Origin of the sequence: Nocardia jinanensis, from assembly GCF_014645735.1 — a bacterium.
Classification (GTDB): domain Bacteria; phylum Actinomycetota; class Actinomycetes; order Mycobacteriales; family Mycobacteriaceae; genus Nocardia; species Nocardia jinanensis.
On sequence record NZ_BMMH01000002.1, the window covers coordinates 131,631 to 148,689 of the forward strand.

Here is a 17,059-nt window from a genome sequence, read left to right on the forward strand (position 1 = left end):
TCGGCCGATCGGCGGCGCCGCCGTAAGGGGTTAGATTTTGCGCTGTCTTCGGCGGTCCGGATGACCACGCAAACGCGACCCGGAGGGCCTGGCGCAGAGAGATCCCGCACTGCGTGTACACACATCGTTACCGTCCCGACGGTAGGATACATGCAGGTCACAGATGTAGATCGGAACCGAGTCGGGGTCAGTGAGCAGGAAGCGGACATCATCGGTATTCATCGGTTGCACCAAATCGCCTTCTGGCCGTGGCTTACCTCTGCGCCAGTGGTCCCGGTGGCTTCCCCGCAACCCCGACAATCGGGGGAATCCTTTGTTGTGCCGATCTGCCGCAATTCTGGCAATCGGACCGGCAGTCGTCGAAGTGCATTCTCGATAATCTCGACGACCAGCTTCGGAACGCCATAATAAGCGAGATTCGTCGAGGTCCGCAACGACGCGTCTCAGGGCCCGCTCCGGGGGCGGGACGGAGGGCCTCACGCGCATTTCCAGTACTTCGGCACGCTAAGTAATCGAGGGCTGCAAGGGAAGGTGTCCGAATCCGTCGATCGATGGGGATTCCGGTTCGGGAAAGACCGGCCGGACCGGGCGGGTGGCGGGGGCGAGGCGTGAGACCGGCGAGGGCGCAGGAATCAGCCGCTACAGGCCGGACCGCCGGGCCTCGGACATGCGGCAGCCGCGCGCGAGGCGGCGTGCGCGAACCGGCCGGGTGCGGCCTCAGGCGGTGGGGCGCAGGCTGGACAGCACGCGGATGGCGTCCGAGAGCGGGATCATGCGTTCGGGCTGTTCACTGGACAGGCCCAGTTCGATGTACTGGCGGATCAGCATCGACGGTGTGATGCAGTGCGCCGCCGCGACCTCGCGGATCCGCTCGCGCATGGCCTGCGGCAGTTTGAGCGAGGTCGTGACCATGCCGCGCTCGATCTCGTCGGCGGCCGGCGGGAGCGGCGGCATCTGCACGGTGTCGTCGAAGGCCAGCTCGTCGAGGAACTGGCCGGCCTCGGCGGCGCTGCGCGGAAAACCGGGTTCGTGTTCGTTATTCATCTCGGGTCGCCTCCCATGCGGTGAATTCGGCGAGCTGGCGTGACCCCATGGGTGCGGCCATGAGGATCTGCCACCGGTCGGGGTACGAACGCGGTCGTAGGACCACCACCAGCGGCCGCCCGTCCTCGGTGCGGCCCCATACGGTGAGCACCGCCAGTGCCTGAGCGGTGGTCGCCGGGCGCGACCACCGCTGCGGCGAGTACAGCACCTCCACCACTTCCCAGGCTGCGACCTCGAAGTGCCGAAGGAACGGTTCGCTGGATGCGTGCCATTCGTACTCCACGACTACATACGATAATACCCCGGTATTACCGTCGCGCCCGCGCGATACCGGCAGGGCGGTGTGCGTCGAGGAATGTTCGGTCGATCCGGTCGGCGCCGGCGCCTGCCGGTGCGGGTCTCAGCGCCAGGGGGCGGCGTCCGGAACAGATGCCCGCAGTGGCTGACCTCGGGGTCGTAGTAGGTGGGTTGCGCGACCGCTGTCGCGGCCGGGCCGGCGCAACCGAGAGCGGCTGTGCCGATTGCGGTGATAATCCTGCGGCGGATCGTGGAACGCATATATCCTGCTCGTCCCGGGCGGATCGGAGTTGTTCACGAAGTGCTGGGGGCATGGTAACCGCATGCTCTCCCCTGAGCAGGCTTTTCTTGATAGAGGCAAACTCTTGATGAAAACTGATACTTGATTCATTCAAGAAAAGCGGTAAGCTCCGAATCGTGACCACGACCGCGGAGTTCGAGAACATGTTGCGCGAGGCCGCGCTCCGTGTGACCGCGCCGCGGCTGGCGGTGCTGAGCGCGGTACACGAGAGCCCGCACGCCGACACCGACACGATCATCGGCCGGGTGCGCGAATCCCTGGGAGCCGTCTCCCACCAGGCCGTCTACGACGTATTGCGGGCGTTGACGACCACGGGTCTGCTGCGCCGCATCCAGCCCACCGGTTCGGTCGCCCGGTACGAAACCCGGGTCGCCGACAACCACCACCATCTCGTATGCCGGTCCTGCGGCGCCATCGCCGACGTCGACTGCGCCACCGGCCACGCCCCGTGCCTGACCGCCGCGGACGACCACGGTTTCACCATCGAAGAAGCCGAGGTCATCTACTGGGGTCTGTGCCCCGACTGTTCTGTATCGCCCAGCCCGAAATGACCGACGTTCACCGGAAGGAACGCAGTGTCCGAAAGCACCACAGGCCAGTGCCCGTTCGCGGCCAAACACCCCACGACGGGTGCCGGCAACCGTGATTGGTGGCCGAACCAGCTCAATCTGAAGATCCTGCGCAAGAACGCGCCCGCGTCGGATCCGATGGAGCCCGACTTCGACTACGCGACGGAGTTCGCGACCCTGGACCTGAACGAGGTCCGCCGCGATATCACCGCCATCCTGACCGATTCGCAGGACTGGTGGCCCGCCGACTTCGGTCACTACGGCCCGCTGATGATCCGCATGGCCTGGCACAGCGCCGGCACCTACCGCACCATCGACGGTCGCGGCGGCGGTGGTGGCGGTATGCAGCGTTTCGCGCCGCTGAACAGCTGGCCCGACAACGGCAACCTGGACAAGGCCCGCCGGCTGCTGTGGCCGGTCAAGAAGAAGTACGGCAAGAAGCTGTCCTGGGCCGACCTCATGATCTTCGCCGGCAACGTCGCGCTGGAATCCATGGGTTTCGAGACCTTCGGCTTCGCCGGCGGCCGCGCCGACCTGTGGGAGCCGGACGAGGACGTCTACTGGGGCCCGGAATCGGTGTGGCTCGAAGACGGGCGCTACAGCGGTGAGCGCGATCTGGAGAACCCGCTGGGTGCGGTCCAGATGGGTCTGATCTACGTCAATCCCGAAGGCCCCAACGGTAACCCGGACCCGCTGGCCGCCGCCGTGGACATCAAGGAAACCTTCGGCCGGATGGCGATGGACCACGAGGAGACCATCGCGCTGATCGCCGGTGGCCACACCTTCGGCAAGACCCACGGCGCCGGTGATGCCGCGCTGGTCGGGGCCGAGCCCGAGGGCGGGCTCATCGAGCAGCAGGGTTTCGGCTGGAAGAGCACCCACGGGTCGGGTAAGGCCGGTGACGCGATCACCAGTGGCCTGGAAGTCACCTGGACCACCAAACCGGCCCAGTGGACCAACGATTTCTTCGAGATCCTCTTCGGCTACGAGTGGGAGCTCACGAAGAGCCCTGCGGGCGCGAACCAGTGGGTCGCCAAAGACGCCGAGGAGATCATCCCCGACGCGCACGACCCGGCCAAGCGCAAGAAGCCGATGATGCTGACCACCGACCTCGCGTTGCGCTTCGATCCGGAATTCGAGCCGATCTCGCGTCGTTTCCTGGAGAACCCGGACCAGTTCGCGGACGCCTTCGCCCGCGCCTGGTACAAGCTGACCCACCGCGATATGGGCCCGATCGAACGGTATCTGGGTGCGGAGGTTCCCTCGGAGGTACTGATCTGGCAGGACCCGATTCCCGCCGTCGACTTCGAGCTGATCGACGAGGCCGATATCGCCGCCCTCAAGGAGCAGGTGCTGGCCACCGGCCTGACCGTTCCGCAGTTGGTGTCCACCGCCTGGGCCTCGGCCTCGACGTTCCGGTCCAGCGATAAGCGCGGCGGCGCCAACGGTGCCCGTATCCGGTTGGAACCGCAGAAGAGCTGGGATATCAACGAACCCGAGCAGCTGGCCACCGTACTCGCCGCGCTGGAGAAGGTTCAGGAGTCGTTCAACGGCGCCCAGTCCGGCGGTAAGAAGGTGTCGCTGGCCGACCTGATCGTGATCGCCGGTGCCGCCGGTGTCGAGCAGGCCGCGAAGGCGGCGGGCGTGCAGGTCACCGTGCCGGTGGCGCCCGGACGCAACGACGCGCTGCAGGAGCAGACCGATGTGGATTCCTTCGCGGTACTCGAACCCCGCGCCGACGGTTTCCGCAACTACATCGGCAAGGGACACCGGCTGCCGTCGGAGCACCTGCTGATCGATCGCGCGAACCTGCTCGGTGTGACCGCGCCGGAGCTGACTGTGCTGATCGGTGGCCTGCGCGTGCTGGGTGCGAACTACAAGCAGTCCGAGCAGGGTGTGTTCACCGACAAGGTCGGGGCGCTCACCAACGACTTCTTCGTGAACCTGCTCGATATGGGTATCGAGTGGAAGTCCACCGACGAGTCGCAGGAGACCTTCGAGGCTCGCGATACCGCGACCGGCGAGGTCAAGTGGACCGGCACCCGCTACGACCTGTTGTTCGGCTCGAACTCCGAATTGCGCGCGGTGGCCGAGGTGTACGCGGCCGACGATGCGAAGGAGAAGTTCGTGCACGACTTCGTCGCGGCCTGGAACAAGGTTGTGAACGCGGACCGGTTCGACCTGGTCTGATCCGGCCGATGTGATCGATCGGCGGTAGCAGAGCGCCCGGGAGTCTTCGGATTCCCGGGCGCTTCGTCGTTGCGTGGGTCAGCGCCGCCAGAAGAAATGGTGGACGATTCCGCTGGGGCTGGGGATCTTCTCCAGGTGGAAACGGTCGACGAGTTCCTCGGGATGTTCCCAGAGGCGTTCACCGTCGCCGAGTTCGTTCGGTGCCACCGCGATGTGCATGGTGTCGATGAGATCGGCGGCGAGGAATTCACGAACCGTGGCCACTCCTCCGCCGATACGGACATCGCGGCCGTCGGCGGCGGTGACCGCCTCCTTCAGGGCCGCTTCCGGGGTGGCGTCGAGGAAGTGGAACGTGGTGTCGGAGAGGGTGATCGAGGGGCGCGGGTGGTGGGTGAGGACGAAGACCGAGGTGTGGAAGGGGGGTTCCTCGCCCCACCAGCCCTGCCAGTCGTGGTTCTCCCAGGGGCCGCGCTGCGGGCCGAATTTGTTGCGGCCCATGATCTCGGCGCCGATGTTGTGGGTGAAATCGCGGGTCAGGTAGTCGTCGAGACCGCGGGTGCCACCGGGGTCGGTGCGGTTGACCCAGCTGGCGGTCGCGCCGGCCCAGGAGAACATGATGCCCGGATCGGCGTGGCCGAACGGGTGGTCCAGGCTCTGGCCGAGACCGGAGCCGTAGCCGTCGCTGGAGACGGTGAAGCATTGCACGCGGACGAGTGGGGCCATCGGAAGTCCTAACTGGTTGTAATATGCAATCGGTTGAGAACTTACCTAGACTGATCTCATGACGCAACCAGTTTCGCCGGATGTGCTGCCTGTGCCGCCCGGAAAATCGGGCTGCCCGATCAATATGACGATGGAACTTCTGGGCGACCGGTGGAGCCTGATCGTGTTGCGCGACATCATGTTCAGCGGTAACACCCACTTCCGCGAACTACTCGGCGCGTCCATGGAGGGCATCGCCTCGAACATGCTCGCGGCCCGGCTGAGCAAGCTCGTCGACGCCGGACTGCTCAGCCGCGACAACGACCCGAGTCACCGACAGAAGGTGGAGTACCACCTCACCGAAGCCGCGATCCAGCTCGTGCCGCTGATCACCGAACTGGGCGCCTGGGGATCTCGCTGGCTGCCCACGACACCCGAACTGGCCATCCGGGCGCGACTACTCGCCGACGGCGGTCCCGCGCTGCGCGAACGGTTCATGGACGAACTGCGCGAGATCCATCTCCGGCGGCGCGGGGCGCCGGAGTACGGGGTGCTCGCGGAGTTGACGGCGGCCTATCTGGAGGTCGTCGGCCGCTCAGGCGCGCAGGCAGCGCAGGGTGGCCGCCAGGACGGCGTCGGCGTAGGCCGGAGTGAGGCCGCCGAGGCCGAGTGACCAGCGCGTCTGGATCGGGCCGAGTAGCAGGTCGATCGCCAGTTCGAAATCCAGGTCGGGTCGCAACTCCCCCGCTTCGATCGCGGCGGCGAGGCGGGTGGTGACGGCGGCGCGTTGGGGCAGCAGCAGGCGCTCTCGATAAGTGGCGGCGAGTTCGGCGTCCTGCTGGATCTCCACCGACATCGCGCGCAGGAAAGCCTCGCTGCGCGGCTCGGTGAGCGCTGCCACCGAGCCGCGCAGCAGGGCGCGCAGGTCGGTGGCGATATCGCCGGTATCGGGCAGGGCGAGCCCTTCGGGGCCGGTATCGGATTCGAGCATGGCCTCGAAGACCACCGCCCCTTTCGAGGGCCACCACCGGTAGATGGTCTGTTTGCCGACCCCCGCCCGGGCCGCGATGGCCTCGACGGTGAGTTTGGCGTAGGGGACCTCACCGATGAGCTCGGTGGTGGCGGTGAGGATTGCGGTGCGGGAGCGGTGGCTGCGACGGGTGGCGGGGGCATCTGCCATGGGCCGACTCTAGCATTTACGAGACGAAACGTCTCGTCTTGACAAGGGCCTGCCCGGCTGCCATTCTTGGCGAGACGAAACGTCTCGTTCCGAAAGGGGTCCCCGTGACCAGAACATGGTTCATCACCGGCGCCAATCGCGGCCTCGGCCGCGCCTTCACCGAAGCGGCACTCGCCCACGGCGACCACGTGGTCGGTACCGCGCGGGATCCGCGCACCCTGGACGATCTCGCACAGGAACGGCTCACCGTGCTCCCGCTGGACGTCCGCGACCGCGAGAGCGTACGCGCGACTGTGGAAGAGGCTTTCGCGGTCACCGGCACGCTCGACATCATCGTCAACAACGCCGGATACGGTCTCGTCGGCGCGGTCGAAGAGTTCTCCGAAATCGAGATACGCGACCAGATGGACACCAACTTCTACGGCGCCGTCTGGGTCTCCCAAGCCGCGATCCCCCATCTGCGCGCCCAAGGGCACGGTCATATCGTGCAGATCTCCACCGTCGGCGCGGTCGGCAGTATGCCGCTGTTCGGTATGTACAACGCCGGGAAGTGGGCGCTGGAAGGGTTCAGCGCGGCACTCGCCGACGAGCTCCGGCCGTTCGGTATCGCGGTCACGATCGCCCAGCTCGGCGGATTCGCCACCGACTGGGCGGGGACGAGTATGCGGTTCGCGGCCCCGAATCTCGCCTACGCCGACGTGCGCACCGCGATCCTCGGCACAGCGGACTACCCCGACCCGCACGCCGCCCCTGCCGCGGCCGAAGTAGCGGAGGAGGCCGAATGGGTGGATGCCGACCCGGCTGTCGCCGCAGCCGCGGTACTGGAACTGGTGGATCTGCCCCACCCGCCACTGCGCAAGATCATCGGGCCCGGCGCCCAGCAGATGGTGGCCATGGCGCTGGACCAGCGGCGCCTGGACTACGCTCGCGATCCCGAATTCTCCTGGCCCGCATGAACAACACTCATGCGGGATCGGTTCACCGGATCGCGCAGTAGCGTGACGGACATGAGCACCGCGCTTCCCGCGTTCGCGCGGCAGGCATAGAGCCTGCTCGAACCGCTGCACGCCGTCACCTAATTCTCGCCCGAACCACTACAGGCACTCGCGGCGGCGGGTTACCGCGGGTTCTGGCGCTTACCGCCGGCGAACGTGCCGAACTCGTGCGGGTGCTACGGCCGTTCACCCGCGCGGTGGTGACGGCCGGGGAGATTCCCGCGGTGACACCGATCGGACTGGACCTGCGCGAAGCCGGGAACTGAGCGATGGTCACTATTCGGTCGACAGAACCGTATCGGGCGGGCGACGATCACGGGTATGGGTGAGACGCACCGTTACGAATGCCGCACCGACTGGACCGGGGCAGGTGAGCGGGGGACGGTGGACTACCGGTCCTACGACCGCGCTTATGTTTCCCGGGCAGCCGGTCGTCCGGATCTGCGCGGGTCCTCGGATCCCGCCTTCCGGGGCGACGCGACCCGCTGGAATCCAGAACTGCTGCTGGTCGCATCGCTGAGCCAATGCCATCTGCTGTGGTACCTGCATCTCTGCTCGACCGGCGGGGTGACGGTGCTCGACTACCGGGACGACGCCGTGGGCGTCATGGCCGAGGACAGTGCCGGTGGCGGACGGTTCACCGGGGTGGAGTTGCGTCCGGTGGTCACGGTGGCCTCGGCGGAGATGGCCGAGCGCGCGCGGGCGCTACACGCCGCAGCTCACACCAAATGCTTCATAGCGGCGTCGGTGAACTTTCCGGTCACCCATTCTGCGCGTATCGAGGTCGCGACGCGCTGATACCGGTGGGGTGCACGAGCTTCGGGGCGTGTCCGGGCCGCTACCACACCAGGGTGAAATCCGGGATACGCACCCGGCCGAAGAAACGTTTCGCGATATCGCTGCCGTCGCAGTTGTAACCGTTCATGATATCGGCCAGTTCGGTCGCCAGCTCCTGCAACTGCGGGCTGACACATTCGATACTGTCCTCGATCACCCAGCCCCAGTCCCGGGGAACGTTGTCGATGGTGATATCGATGCATCCGTGATGGGGTAGATCCACGGTGATCTCGATCTGCACCGGCGCGTCACCGAGCGGATCTCGCACGGCCGGTTCGCCGAACCGGGTCTGCGGGGCGAACATGATGCGGCCCAGCGCGATATCGGCGCGGATCATCTCGGCCACCGACGGAAGATCGGCATGTTTACCGACCCGGTGATGGCGATCACCATAGGTGCGGTCACCGGTCGCCGAATAGCCGGAGCGGTCCAGTATCCGTTCCAGCATGCGCTGCGCTGTCGCCCGCTCGTCGGCGCCGGTATTGGGGTGCTCGATGAGAGCACGCAGGCGCATGATCCGATGGCTCGTAATGATCGCCATACCAGGAAGGGTATCGAAATCGAGGTCCTTCCGGCGCCTCAGTCGCGGGTGCGTCCCCCGGAACCTCCCGCGCTCGCGATCACCGTGGTCAGATGCTCGTCAGGTGACAGCGCATCGGCCCCCGCGCCCCGCACCGCCGCTGGTGAACGGACCGCCGTCCACACCTCCAGTACCCCGAACAGCGTGATGCAACATCCCGCGACGAGTGCCAGTGTCGCGATATCGTCGAACGGCGCGATCGCGATCACCAGACCGGCGGTGAGTGTCACCAGGCCGAATACTTCCTGCTTTCCGCTGCCGGTCACCTCGTCGTCGTCCCACACCCCCGCTACCGCGTGTGTGATGCCCCGGACCGACCACGCCAGCCCCAGCCACATCGCCAGCAACAGGGTCCAGTCCCCGGCCCGGAAGCACAGGGTCGCCGTCAGCAGCGATACCAGCGCCGCGAGCAGTAGCAGCGCACGCGGGAACCGGCCCAGCCTGCTGCCGAACGCCACCGCCGCCAGGGTCACCGCACTGCAGAGCAGCGAGAACATGAAAAGGTTGCCGACCGTGCCCAGGGACTTGTCCGGCCAGATCACTGTCGCCACCCCGATCACCACCGAACAGACCCCCATCGCCAGCACCGTCTGGCGTACACCACGACCGAGCACCGGAACGGCGTCCGTTTCCTCGTAGGTCGGCATAGCAGAATGATATGGGTCGGCACCCCGGATTGCCCAACCGTTGCCGGGAGTGTCCGTCGACTCCGTGTCCAACCGGATCATGTTCAGCCCGGTGCCGGGCACCCGGCCCGCGCGCGACGCGGACGCCGAGTAACCCCGGGCACACCGGCGACCCCTCGACACCACCTGCGCAAACCCGGCAGCGACCGGATCCGCGGTTACAGTCGCCCCAGTCCCGCATCCGCGCGCCAGGCAGGAGGCCGACGTGACCGTTCCCGCGCTGGCATGGGTGTGCGCACTCGCGTTGATCGCCGGCTTGCTGTTGTTCGATTTCTTCTTCCACGTCCGTAGCGCGCATACACCGTCACTGACCGAGGCCGCGATCTGGTCGGCCGCCTATGTCGGCGTCGCCGTCGCGTTCGGGTTCGGGGTGTGGGTATTCGGTGGCACGACCATGGGGGTCGAATACTTCGCCGGGTACATCACGGAGAAAGCGTTGTCGGTGGACAACCTGTTCGTCTTCCTCATCATCTTGACCACGTTCCGGGTACCCAGCGCGGCCCAGCAGAAGGTACTGCTGGTGGGGATCGTGTTCTCGCTGGTGGTGCGGACCGGATTCATCTTCGTCGGGGCCACCCTCATCAACCGGTTCGCCTGGGTGTTCTACGTGTTCGGTGCCGCACTGCTGATCACCGCGGGGAACATGCTGAAACCGGAGAGCGAGGACAGCCATTCCGGCGATACGTTCGTCCTGCGGCTGGCCCGCCGGTTCCTGCGCACCACCGACCACTACGACGGCGACAAACTGGTCACCGTGATCGACGGCCGCAAACAGCTGACCCCGATGCTGCTGGCGATGGTCGCCATCGGCGGCACCGACGTACTGTTCGCCCTGGATTCGATCCCCGCCATCTTCGGCCTCACCCAGAACGTCTTCCTCGTCTTCACCGCCACCGCGTTCTCCCTGCTCGGCCTGCGTCAACTGTTCTTCCTGCTCGAAGGGCTGCTGGATCGACTGATCTACCTGGGCTTCGGGCTGGCCGCCATCCTGGCCTTCATCGGGGTGAAACTCGTCCTGCACGCACTGCACGCGAACAATGTGCCGTTCATCAACGACGGTGACCCGGTGCCGGTCACCGAGATATCCACTGCCGCGTCACTGGCGGTGATCGTGGTCGTGCTGCTGGTGACCGTGGTGGCTTCGCTGCTGAGCCCGGCGGGACGCGCGCAGACCGCGGTGGCCAACGCGCGCCGGCATGCCACCCGATACCTCGACCTCGGTTACGAAGCCGATCAGGCGTTACGCGAACGCACCTACGCGGAGATGATCGCCGAAGAGGACACGATCGCCGCACTACCGTCCAAATACACCCGGCGTATCCGGGAGGGCGAAGCCGAACTGATGGCGTTGCTCGAACAGGCTCATATCGTGCACGCCGACCGGATCGCGCGGATGGAAGCCGGTCTACCGCTTCGGATGTGAGTAGCGGGTAGTGAAAAGTTGACGTGGACAGAATATTTCGCCAACCCGTTTACCGAGAGAGAACGCTGCGGGTAACGGCGGGGCAACATTGTGCGCTCACGATCGTCTGGCGGGTGCGTATGCCGGTACGGGCCCGCCGAGCGCACCCCCACGGTGAGGTCCGGGACGGGGCGGCTCGATGTCCATTTGCTGCAAGACAAAGGCTGTAGACAGATGCAAACTCGCCGGTATATCGCCGCTTCCCTGCTCGCCGTCGCCGCTCTCGGCGCCACCTCCGCCACCACCTACGCCGCGCCGGTTCCCACCGCGCCCGATAACGGCTCCACCCTGCAGACCGACATCATGCCGGGTATCCGCTACACCGCGAGCATCGTCGACAGCTCGGTCGTGCTGCGCACCGACACCGGATCGCTCACCGTGCAGGGCAACCAGTTCCAGGTCATCGACGATCAGGGCCGCCTCGTCGCCGGCCTGCCCCTCACCTACCTCAAAGACGGCAAGGAATGGCCGATCGCGGCCCAGGTCGACGGTAATACCGCCACCTTCACCCCCGGCACCGATCCGGCGCAGGCCCGCCCGGCGGCCATGCTGCAACCGGTCGGCGCCGAAGATTTCGACAGCGCGCTGAGCACTGCGGCCACCCAGTTCGGCCTGGCCACCGGGATCGGCACACTGCTGGGCAGCCTCATCGGCGGGGCTCTCGGCTGCGTCGCCGGGGCCGTTATCGGCGCGCCGCTGGTGGTGCCGACCTTCTTCGTCGGACCGATCGGGTTGTGTATTACGGGTGCCGCGGCCGGTGTCACCCTGGGTGTCGCCGCGGGTGTGGTCCTGATCGGGGTGCCGGTCGGTATCGCGGCCGCGATGCAGTTCTACGACACGGTGTATGTGAAGTAGTCCGCAGCGGTGCGGCGCCCGCCGGATCTTCGGCGGGCGCCGCACCGCCGTCCGGCCGGGTCGGTACGGCGTGCCGCCGCCGGGAATGGATGGGCAGCTGATGCCGAGCATGTGCCCGCGGCGTCAGCGGAGCTCCGAGAGGACAACACTGCGTACCGTGCTTCCATCTGGTGCGGTCCACGGCAGGACCACCTGCCCGGTCCGCAGCACCGGCTCCGACCGGCCCAGCACCTGGTGTACCCGCAGCTGGCCCTCGGCGACGGTGATATCGGTTCCCACCGGATTCTCCGACGCCGACACCAGCCGTGACCCGGCGGCGGGCAGGTCGGCGGCCGCGACCAGAATGCTCAGATCGGGGGAATCGCTGTCGGTGCCGTGCTGCGCCTGCGCCCCGCCCGCCAGCAGCGCCACCATCCGGTCGACCGCCACCGGATCCCGGGTGGCGTCGTAGATCCACCGGGTGCCCAGCACTCCGTGCTCGGCAGTGTCCAGCAACGCGTCGTCGTCGATCTCCAGTTCGGTACCCCGATAGCTCAGCGGAACGAAATACGTGATCGGCTCGGCGCTGCCGGTATCGGTCACCACCAGCATATCGATCCCCACCTCACCGGCGGGGTCGTCCAAGCGGAAGCCGCCCACTCGGCGTAGATCCTCCGCTCTGCCGGGACCCGAATACCACGGGCGACTGGGGAGCCAACGGCCGAGCAGCTCCATTTTCGACGGTTCCATGGTCGTGCGATGGATAACAGCCATATGGAGATTGTGCTACGTTATCCGGCCTCGCCGGCGGGTACCGGTGCCTGCGTGGCGCGCGGCGCGCGTTCGGCGAGGAGATCGTCGAGCTGTCGCTCGGCGCGTTCGGCGCGAGCCAGGGTCTGGGTGCGTGCGTGTTCCAGCGCTTCCATCCGCTGCGTCGCGTCGGTGACCGCCCGCTCCAGCCGTTCACCGGCTTCCGTGCGCACGGCCGCAAGATCGGCTGCGGCGCCCCGGCGGACCTCGGCGAGTTCATTTCGGAGCGCATCGGCATCCGCACGCAGGCGTTGCATCTCTGCCCGCATTTCCTGGGCGGCCTCGGCGCGTTCGGTGGCCGACTGTTCGGCGCGTTCGAGGGCGCGCTCGGTATCGGCGGCTCGCTGCACAGCCAGGTCGCGCTCGGCCGCCGCGGCGGATTCACGCTGGGTGCACTCCCGCCGCATCCGCTCGACCTCGGCTCCGGCCACTCGTTGCGCCCGCTCGATCTCCTCGGTGCAGTGGTCCCGGAGTCGTTGCTGCTCCTCCACGGATTCATTACGTACGATACGGATCTCGGCCTCGGCGTCGCTGCGCGCGGTGAACACATCGTCGGCGGCGCGGGCGGTGATTTTCTCCACCTCGCGCAGCGCTTCATCGCGATCGCGGACAGCCTCGGCGGTGCGGGTATCCGCGGCGGCGATACTTGTTTCGGCGGTCTCGGCGGCGTGTGCCGCGTCCTCGGCGGCCGCCTCGGCCCGGTCGCGAGCCTCGTGGGCTTCCCGCCGTGACTGTTCGGCTGCGGCGGCGGCGATTTCGGCTTCGGCGATCCGGCGTGCCGCGTCCGCCTGTATCGCCTGTACCTGCGCTTCGGCGGCGGACGGGTCGGCGAGAGTGCTCATCTCGGTGACGGCGGCGGTCAGGGTGGTGCCGAGTTGCTCGGCGAGCGTGCGGAATTGGATGAGTAGTTCATCGGCACGCAGGCGGGCGGTCGTCACCGGTCCCTGAAGTGTCACAGTGACGATATCGGCGGGACTCTCCGCCTCTTGCTGTAGGCGCTGCCGCTCTCGCCAAGCGCGCCAACGGGTGTGGTCCGGAAGTTCGCAATATTCGGAGGGTCGGCCGGGACCGGCGGGCTTGGCGAGGGGGCGGGCGCAGCCGGGGTAGTTGCAGACTGTGGGCACCGAGGAATCGTAGCGTTGTTTCGTTGGGATACTACGTATTTACACGAAACGTAATGGGATGAGTTCAGCACGGAGTCTCGGCGTGGGATTTGTTCTGACCTCCGATAAGTGAACATTATCGGCGGTCAGGATTGTAGGGTGGGTGGAGATCGGCTTGAGTGCAATACGTTTCGTTACGTTGCAACAAACCAAACGAATTCTGTGACGCAATTACCGAGGGGCCCACCATGACCGAATACGACACCGACCTCGTCCTGCCCGATACCGTCCGCACCGAACTGCGCCGCGGTGTCACCAGCGTTCTCGTCGACACCGCCGCCCTGCGGCAGGTACGCGAACGCTTCGATACCGAACAGGCCACCGCGCTCGGCCGCTACCTCAGCGCCTCCCAATCCCCCAACACCGTGCGCGCCTACCGCACCGACTGGATCGCCTGGGCCGCCTGGTGTGCCACCGAGAACCGCTGCGCACTTCCCGCCGACCCGCTCGATATCGCCGTCTACCTCGCGGCCGCCGCGGACGCCCGCACACCCGACGGCCGCCACGCCTACGGGCCGGCCACCCTGGAACGTAAATCCGCCGCCATCGCCGCCGTGCACGCCGCCAACGGGCTACCCGCACCCACCCGTAGCGACGTCGTCCGGCTCACCCTGCGCGGTATCCGCCGCACCCGTCGCGCGCGACCCAACCGGAAACGGCCGATCCTGCTGCACACCCTCGGCGAACTCCTCGCCGGACTACCCGAACCCGGCTGGCCCGGCGAACCCGCCCGGCGCCGCGACACCCTGCTGCTACTCCTCGGCTTCGCCGGAGCACTGCGCCGCAGCGAACTCGCCGGCCTGCGCCTCACCGATATCCATTTCGGCACCGACCACGGCACAGGCGAACCGCTCCTACTGATCCACCTGCCCACCACGAAAACCGATCCCACCGGCATCACCGAACAACACGTCGCGCTCCCCCGCGGCCGGCAGGCACACACCTGCCCGGTCTGCGCCTGCGCCGACTGGATGCGGTTGCTCGCCGCGCACACCGGGGGCCCGGAGAGCCTGCGCCCCTGGGCCGAGGAACAGTCTGTTACGGATACTCATATCCACCGCTGCCACGGCTACCACCCCGATCCGCGACTGCGGCCGGAACAACCGCTGTTCCCCGCGATCAACCGGCACGGCGGACTGGGCACGTCCGCGATGTCCGGGCGGGCGGTCGCCGAACTCGTCAAACGCTACGCCGCCCGCGCGGGGCTCGATCCCGCGCTCTTCTCCGGACATTCCCTGCGCGCCGGATTCGCCACCCAGGCCGCGCTCGGCGGGGCGGCCGACCGTGAGATCATGCGGCAGGGGCGGTGGAGCAACCCGCGCACCGTGCACCGCTACATCCGCACCGCCGACCCGCTCGCCGACAACGCGGTCACCAAACTCGGACTCTGACAACGAGGCCGGTGGCGGTGTGTATGACGGTGAGGTCTCGGTATGGCATCCGCCGATGCCGCGGGTGACTACATCGCCCGGCGTCATACCGGGGTCGAGTCCGATAACCGCGAGATGCCGTCCGAACTGCGGTTGTTCCGGCGATGTTTGCCCGAACGTGACCGTGGGTAGCGCCCGTGCTGTGCGAGGATATTGAGCGCTCCACGAGTGAGTCCGTTTCAAACCACCTTTGGAAGGATGCTCAGATGGCGCAAGAAACCAGCACTGCCACCCGTTCCAGCAACGGAAGCAGTCAGCAGGAACTCCAGAGCCTGGACATGCTGCGCATGGGCCTGGACGAGATCCGGCAGGAATGCCAGAACGCGCGGCAATACGCGCAGCAGGCACAGAACCTCTCTCGGCAGGTGCAGCAGCAGTCCCGCCAGGTACAGCACCAGTCGCAGATCGCGCAGAACCAGGCCAACCAGGCCAACAACCAGGCCCAGCAGGCTCGCCAGCAGGCGATCCAGGCGCAGAACCAAGCGCAGCAGGCGCTGAGCGAGGCCGACCGGGCCCAGGCTCAGGCCCAGCAGGCGCAGAGCGAGGCCAACCAGGCCGCTCAGCGCTGTCAGTCGGCCCAGGACCAGGCCGACCAGGCCGCGCAGCTCGCGCAGCAGGCCGAGGATCAGTCCACCCGCTCCCAGGATCGCGCCATGCAATGGGAGCTGCAGCTGCACCAGGTGCGCCAGCAGGTGCGCCAGGCGTAATCGAGCTGCACATCCGGCCGGGCGGTCGCCCGCCGACCGGATACAGCCGACGCGGGGTCCGATGAACTCACGGGTTCACCGGACCCCGTGCTCGTAGATCCATACCGTATGGCTCGTTCCGTAAACCATCGCGGGACAAGTGGTTATCAGGACAGGATGGTCGGGCCCGACGCCGGTCGTAAGCGTTCGATGGCGGCGCGGTGGCGTGGTTGCGTGCCCGCCAAGCGCTGTTGCCGGGCATCACGACGTTGGAGCGTCTGGTTTCTGATGGGCGCAAATCCGCTGATCAGCGGTTGTGGAGGCAGTTGGCGGGTTGTGCCGCCGCAGACCTCGGGTTCGCTGTTGCGGCTGCTGGAGATCCCCGACCCGGCCAAGCAGCGCGTGAGCGAGTTGGAGAGGCTGCGTAAGGGCTTGTTCCGACCGTCGTCGAAAGGCTTGATCGGCGCGCTGAACCGCGTGGCGGACTTGATCGCGGTGGGTGCCGGGACGCTGGACGTGTCGACGGTCCCGCCGCGGCGGCTGCTCGGGTTGGCGACGCACGGGATTTCGGGCAAGACGGCGTTGCTGCGCCGCATGGAGCCTCGCGAGCATCGATTGGCCGTGCTGGTCGCGACCGCGCTGGTGTTGTCGGATCGAGCGACCGACGATGTGTTGGACCTGTTCGACCTACTGATGACCACGGAGTTGTTGTCCAAGGCCGAACGGCAGTCCAGCGATGAGAAGCTGCGCCGGTATCCGAGGGTGTCGCGCAATGCCGGCAAACTCGCGGCGGCGGTGAAGGTGCTGCTGGAGATGAGCGAGGTGGAGCCAGCCATCAGCTTGGAGGTGGTGTGGGATCTGATCGAGAACGCGGTCACCAAGCGCGAGCTGCGTGCTGCGGTCGCGACGATCGATGAGCTGGTCCCGGCCGATGACGCCGAGCTGGCGGGGCAGCGTTTGGAGGAATTGGCCGGGCGGCTGGCGACGGTCCGCCCGTTCCTGCCGCTGATGATGAAGACCGTCGGGTTCGGCGCGACCGGCGACGTCGCCTCGCATCTGGGTTCGGATACCCCCGCAACGATCGACGAGGACGGCAAGCTCCACGTCGCCGCGCTGGTCGCGGTCCCGGACCCGCCGTCGCTGATCGACCTGCGCCGCCGGATCGAAAAGATGATGCCCAAGATGGCCCTGAACTAACGTCCGTGGCCCGAGCCGCAAGGTAGTGAGTGCGTCGGTGGGAGTATTTCGTCAGCTGCCCGTTCCAGTTCCTTGGAAGTGGAACGGCTCGGACCG

The 17,059-nt window shown here is 66.9% G+C and carries 18 protein-coding genes; 10 read left to right on the plus strand and 8 right to left on the minus strand.

Annotated elements, in window-relative coordinates:
* Positions 1-717: 717 nt before the first annotated feature.
* Positions 718-1,044: a condensation domain-containing protein gene (locus tag IEY68_RS05215; protein ID WP_058855431.1), complete on the minus strand. Its 327-nt coding sequence runs from the start codon at positions 1,042-1,044 to the stop codon at positions 718-720.
* The gene (locus IEY68_RS05220; RefSeq protein ID WP_058855430.1) at positions 1,037-1,327 is read right to left on the minus strand and encodes a hypothetical protein; all 291 of its coding nucleotides are present in this window, start codon (positions 1,325-1,327) and stop codon (positions 1,037-1,039) included. Before IEY68_RS05220 ends, IEY68_RS05215 begins: the two co-directional genes overlap by 8 nt.
* Before the next feature lie 431 nt (positions 1,328-1,758).
* Between IEY68_RS05220 and IEY68_RS05225 the strand changes: the two genes are divergently transcribed.
* Positions 1,759-2,193, plus strand: coding sequence for a Fur family transcriptional regulator (locus IEY68_RS05225; RefSeq protein ID WP_058855429.1), 435 nt, complete (start codon positions 1,759-1,761; stop codon positions 2,191-2,193).
* Between the two features lie 24 nt (positions 2,194-2,217).
* Positions 2,218-4,401 (plus strand): catalase/peroxidase HPI, encoded by a 2,184-nt coding sequence (katG, locus tag IEY68_RS05230; RefSeq protein WP_058855428.1) that lies wholly within the window; start codon positions 2,218-2,220, stop codon positions 4,399-4,401.
* Between the two features lie 78 nt (positions 4,402-4,479).
* Here the strand turns inward: katG and IEY68_RS05235 are convergent, their stop codons facing one another.
* The gene (locus IEY68_RS05235) at positions 4,480-5,124 is read right to left on the minus strand and encodes a dihydrofolate reductase family protein (RefSeq protein WP_058855427.1); all 645 of its coding nucleotides are present in this window, start codon (positions 5,122-5,124) and stop codon (positions 4,480-4,482) included.
* A 58-nt stretch (positions 5,125-5,182) separates the two neighbouring features.
* On the opposite strand from IEY68_RS05235, the gene IEY68_RS05240 reads away from it, so the two are divergent.
* On the plus strand, positions 5,183-5,776 hold the full coding sequence (locus tag IEY68_RS05240) for a winged helix-turn-helix transcriptional regulator (RefSeq protein ID WP_058855426.1): 594 nt from the start codon (positions 5,183-5,185) through the stop codon (positions 5,774-5,776).
* Here the strand turns inward: IEY68_RS05240 and IEY68_RS05245 are convergent.
* Positions 5,699-6,283: a TetR/AcrR family transcriptional regulator gene (locus tag IEY68_RS05245; RefSeq protein WP_062997172.1), complete on the minus strand. Its 585-nt coding sequence runs from the start codon at positions 6,281-6,283 to the stop codon at positions 5,699-5,701. The genes IEY68_RS05240 and IEY68_RS05245 overlap by 78 nt on opposite strands.
* A 104-nt stretch (positions 6,284-6,387) precedes the next feature.
* On the opposite strand from IEY68_RS05245, the gene IEY68_RS05250 reads away from it, so the two are divergent.
* Entirely contained in the window at positions 6,388-7,239 is an 852-nt protein-coding gene (locus IEY68_RS05250) for an SDR family NAD(P)-dependent oxidoreductase (RefSeq protein WP_058855424.1), read from the plus strand.
* Positions 7,240-7,599: 360 nt separating this feature from the next.
* Positions 7,600-8,076: an OsmC family protein gene (locus tag IEY68_RS05255; RefSeq protein WP_058855423.1), complete on the plus strand. Its 477-nt coding sequence runs from the start codon at positions 7,600-7,602 to the stop codon at positions 8,074-8,076.
* A gap of 40 nt (positions 8,077-8,116) precedes the next feature.
* Here the strand turns inward: IEY68_RS05255 and IEY68_RS05260 are convergent, their stop codons facing one another.
* Positions 8,117-8,656 (minus strand): hypothetical protein, encoded by a 540-nt coding sequence (locus IEY68_RS05260; RefSeq protein ID WP_058855422.1) that lies wholly within the window; start codon positions 8,654-8,656, stop codon positions 8,117-8,119.
* Positions 8,657-8,694: 38 nt separating this feature from the next.
* On the minus strand, positions 8,695-9,342 hold the full coding sequence (locus tag IEY68_RS05265) for a DUF308 domain-containing protein (RefSeq protein ID WP_058855421.1): 648 nt from the start codon (positions 9,340-9,342) through the stop codon (positions 8,695-8,697).
* Between the two features lie 244 nt (positions 9,343-9,586).
* On the opposite strand from IEY68_RS05265, the gene IEY68_RS05270 reads away from it, so the two are divergent.
* Together IEY68_RS05270 and IEY68_RS05275 are read left to right on the plus strand one after the other, a co-directional pair.
* The gene (locus IEY68_RS05270) at positions 9,587-10,804 is read left to right on the plus strand and encodes a TerC/Alx family metal homeostasis membrane protein (protein WP_058855420.1); all 1,218 of its coding nucleotides are present in this window, start codon (positions 9,587-9,589) and stop codon (positions 10,802-10,804) included.
* Positions 10,805-11,017: 213 nt separating this feature from the next.
* Entirely contained in the window at positions 11,018-11,698 is a 681-nt protein-coding gene (locus tag IEY68_RS05275; protein WP_058855419.1) for a DUF8020 domain-containing protein, read from the plus strand.
* Positions 11,699-11,821: 123 nt separating this feature from the next.
* Here the strand turns inward: IEY68_RS05275 and IEY68_RS05280 are convergent, their stop codons facing one another.
* Together IEY68_RS05280 and IEY68_RS05285 are read right to left on the minus strand one after the other, a co-directional pair.
* Positions 11,822-12,451: a maltokinase N-terminal cap-like domain-containing protein gene (locus IEY68_RS05280; protein ID WP_058855418.1), complete on the minus strand. Its 630-nt coding sequence runs from the start codon at positions 12,449-12,451 to the stop codon at positions 11,822-11,824.
* A gap of 17 nt (positions 12,452-12,468) precedes the next feature.
* Positions 12,469-13,443: a coiled-coil domain-containing protein gene (locus IEY68_RS05285; RefSeq protein WP_062997170.1), complete on the minus strand. Its 975-nt coding sequence runs from the start codon at positions 13,441-13,443 to the stop codon at positions 12,469-12,471.
* 395 nt (positions 13,444-13,838) lie between these two features.
* On the opposite strand from IEY68_RS05285, the gene IEY68_RS05290 reads away from it, so the two are divergent.
* The 3 genes from IEY68_RS05290 (at position 13,839) to IEY68_RS05300 (ending at position 16,963) form a co-directional block, all read left to right on the plus strand.
* Positions 13,839-15,041, plus strand: coding sequence for a site-specific integrase (locus IEY68_RS05290; protein ID WP_058855416.1), 1,203 nt, complete (start codon positions 13,839-13,841; stop codon positions 15,039-15,041).
* 245 nt (positions 15,042-15,286) lie between these two features.
* Positions 15,287-15,787, plus strand: a complete 501-nt coding sequence (locus tag IEY68_RS05295; protein ID WP_156426242.1) for a hypothetical protein — start codon at positions 15,287-15,289, stop codon at positions 15,785-15,787.
* A gap of 156 nt (positions 15,788-15,943) precedes the next feature.
* A complete protein-coding gene (locus IEY68_RS05300) occupies positions 15,944-16,963 on the plus strand; it encodes a hypothetical protein (RefSeq protein ID WP_156426241.1) in 1,020 nt (339 codons plus the stop codon).
* Positions 16,964-17,059 lie beyond the last annotated feature (96 nt).

What these genes read in the sequence shown, in the direction of transcription:
- IEY68_RS05260 (WP_058855422.1), bottom strand. Translation starts at nt 8,656, where the DNA reads ATGGCGATCATTACGAGCCATCGGATCATGCGCCTGCGTGCTCTCATC.
- IEY68_RS05240 (WP_058855426.1), top strand. Translation starts at nt 5,183, where the DNA reads ATGACGCAACCAGTTTCGCCGGATGTGCTGCCTGTGCCGCCCGGAAAA.
- IEY68_RS05300 (WP_156426241.1), top strand. Translation starts at nt 15,944, where the DNA reads ATGGTCGGGCCCGACGCCGGTCGTAAGCGTTCGATGGCGGCGCGGTGG.
- IEY68_RS05255 (WP_058855423.1), top strand. Translation starts at nt 7,600, where the DNA reads ATGGGTGAGACGCACCGTTACGAATGCCGCACCGACTGGACCGGGGCA.
- IEY68_RS05275 (WP_058855419.1), top strand. Translation starts at nt 11,018, where the DNA reads ATGCAAACTCGCCGGTATATCGCCGCTTCCCTGCTCGCCGTCGCCGCT.
- IEY68_RS05235 (WP_058855427.1), bottom strand. Translation starts at nt 5,124, where the DNA reads ATGGCCCCACTCGTCCGCGTGCAATGCTTCACCGTCTCCAGCGACGGC.
- IEY68_RS05295 (WP_156426242.1), top strand. Translation starts at nt 15,287, where the DNA reads ATGGCGCAAGAAACCAGCACTGCCACCCGTTCCAGCAACGGAAGCAGT.
- IEY68_RS05245 (WP_062997172.1), bottom strand. Translation starts at nt 6,283, where the DNA reads ATGGCAGATGCCCCCGCCACCCGTCGCAGCCACCGCTCCCGCACCGCA.
- IEY68_RS05215 (WP_058855431.1), bottom strand. Translation starts at nt 1,044, where the DNA reads ATGAATAACGAACACGAACCCGGTTTTCCGCGCAGCGCCGCCGAGGCC.
- IEY68_RS05265 (WP_058855421.1), bottom strand. Translation starts at nt 9,342, where the DNA reads ATGCCGACCTACGAGGAAACGGACGCCGTTCCGGTGCTCGGTCGTGGT.
- IEY68_RS05280 (WP_058855418.1), bottom strand. Translation starts at nt 12,451, where the DNA reads ATGGCTGTTATCCATCGCACGACCATGGAACCGTCGAAAATGGAGCTG.
- IEY68_RS05290 (WP_058855416.1), top strand. Translation starts at nt 13,839, where the DNA reads ATGACCGAATACGACACCGACCTCGTCCTGCCCGATACCGTCCGCACC.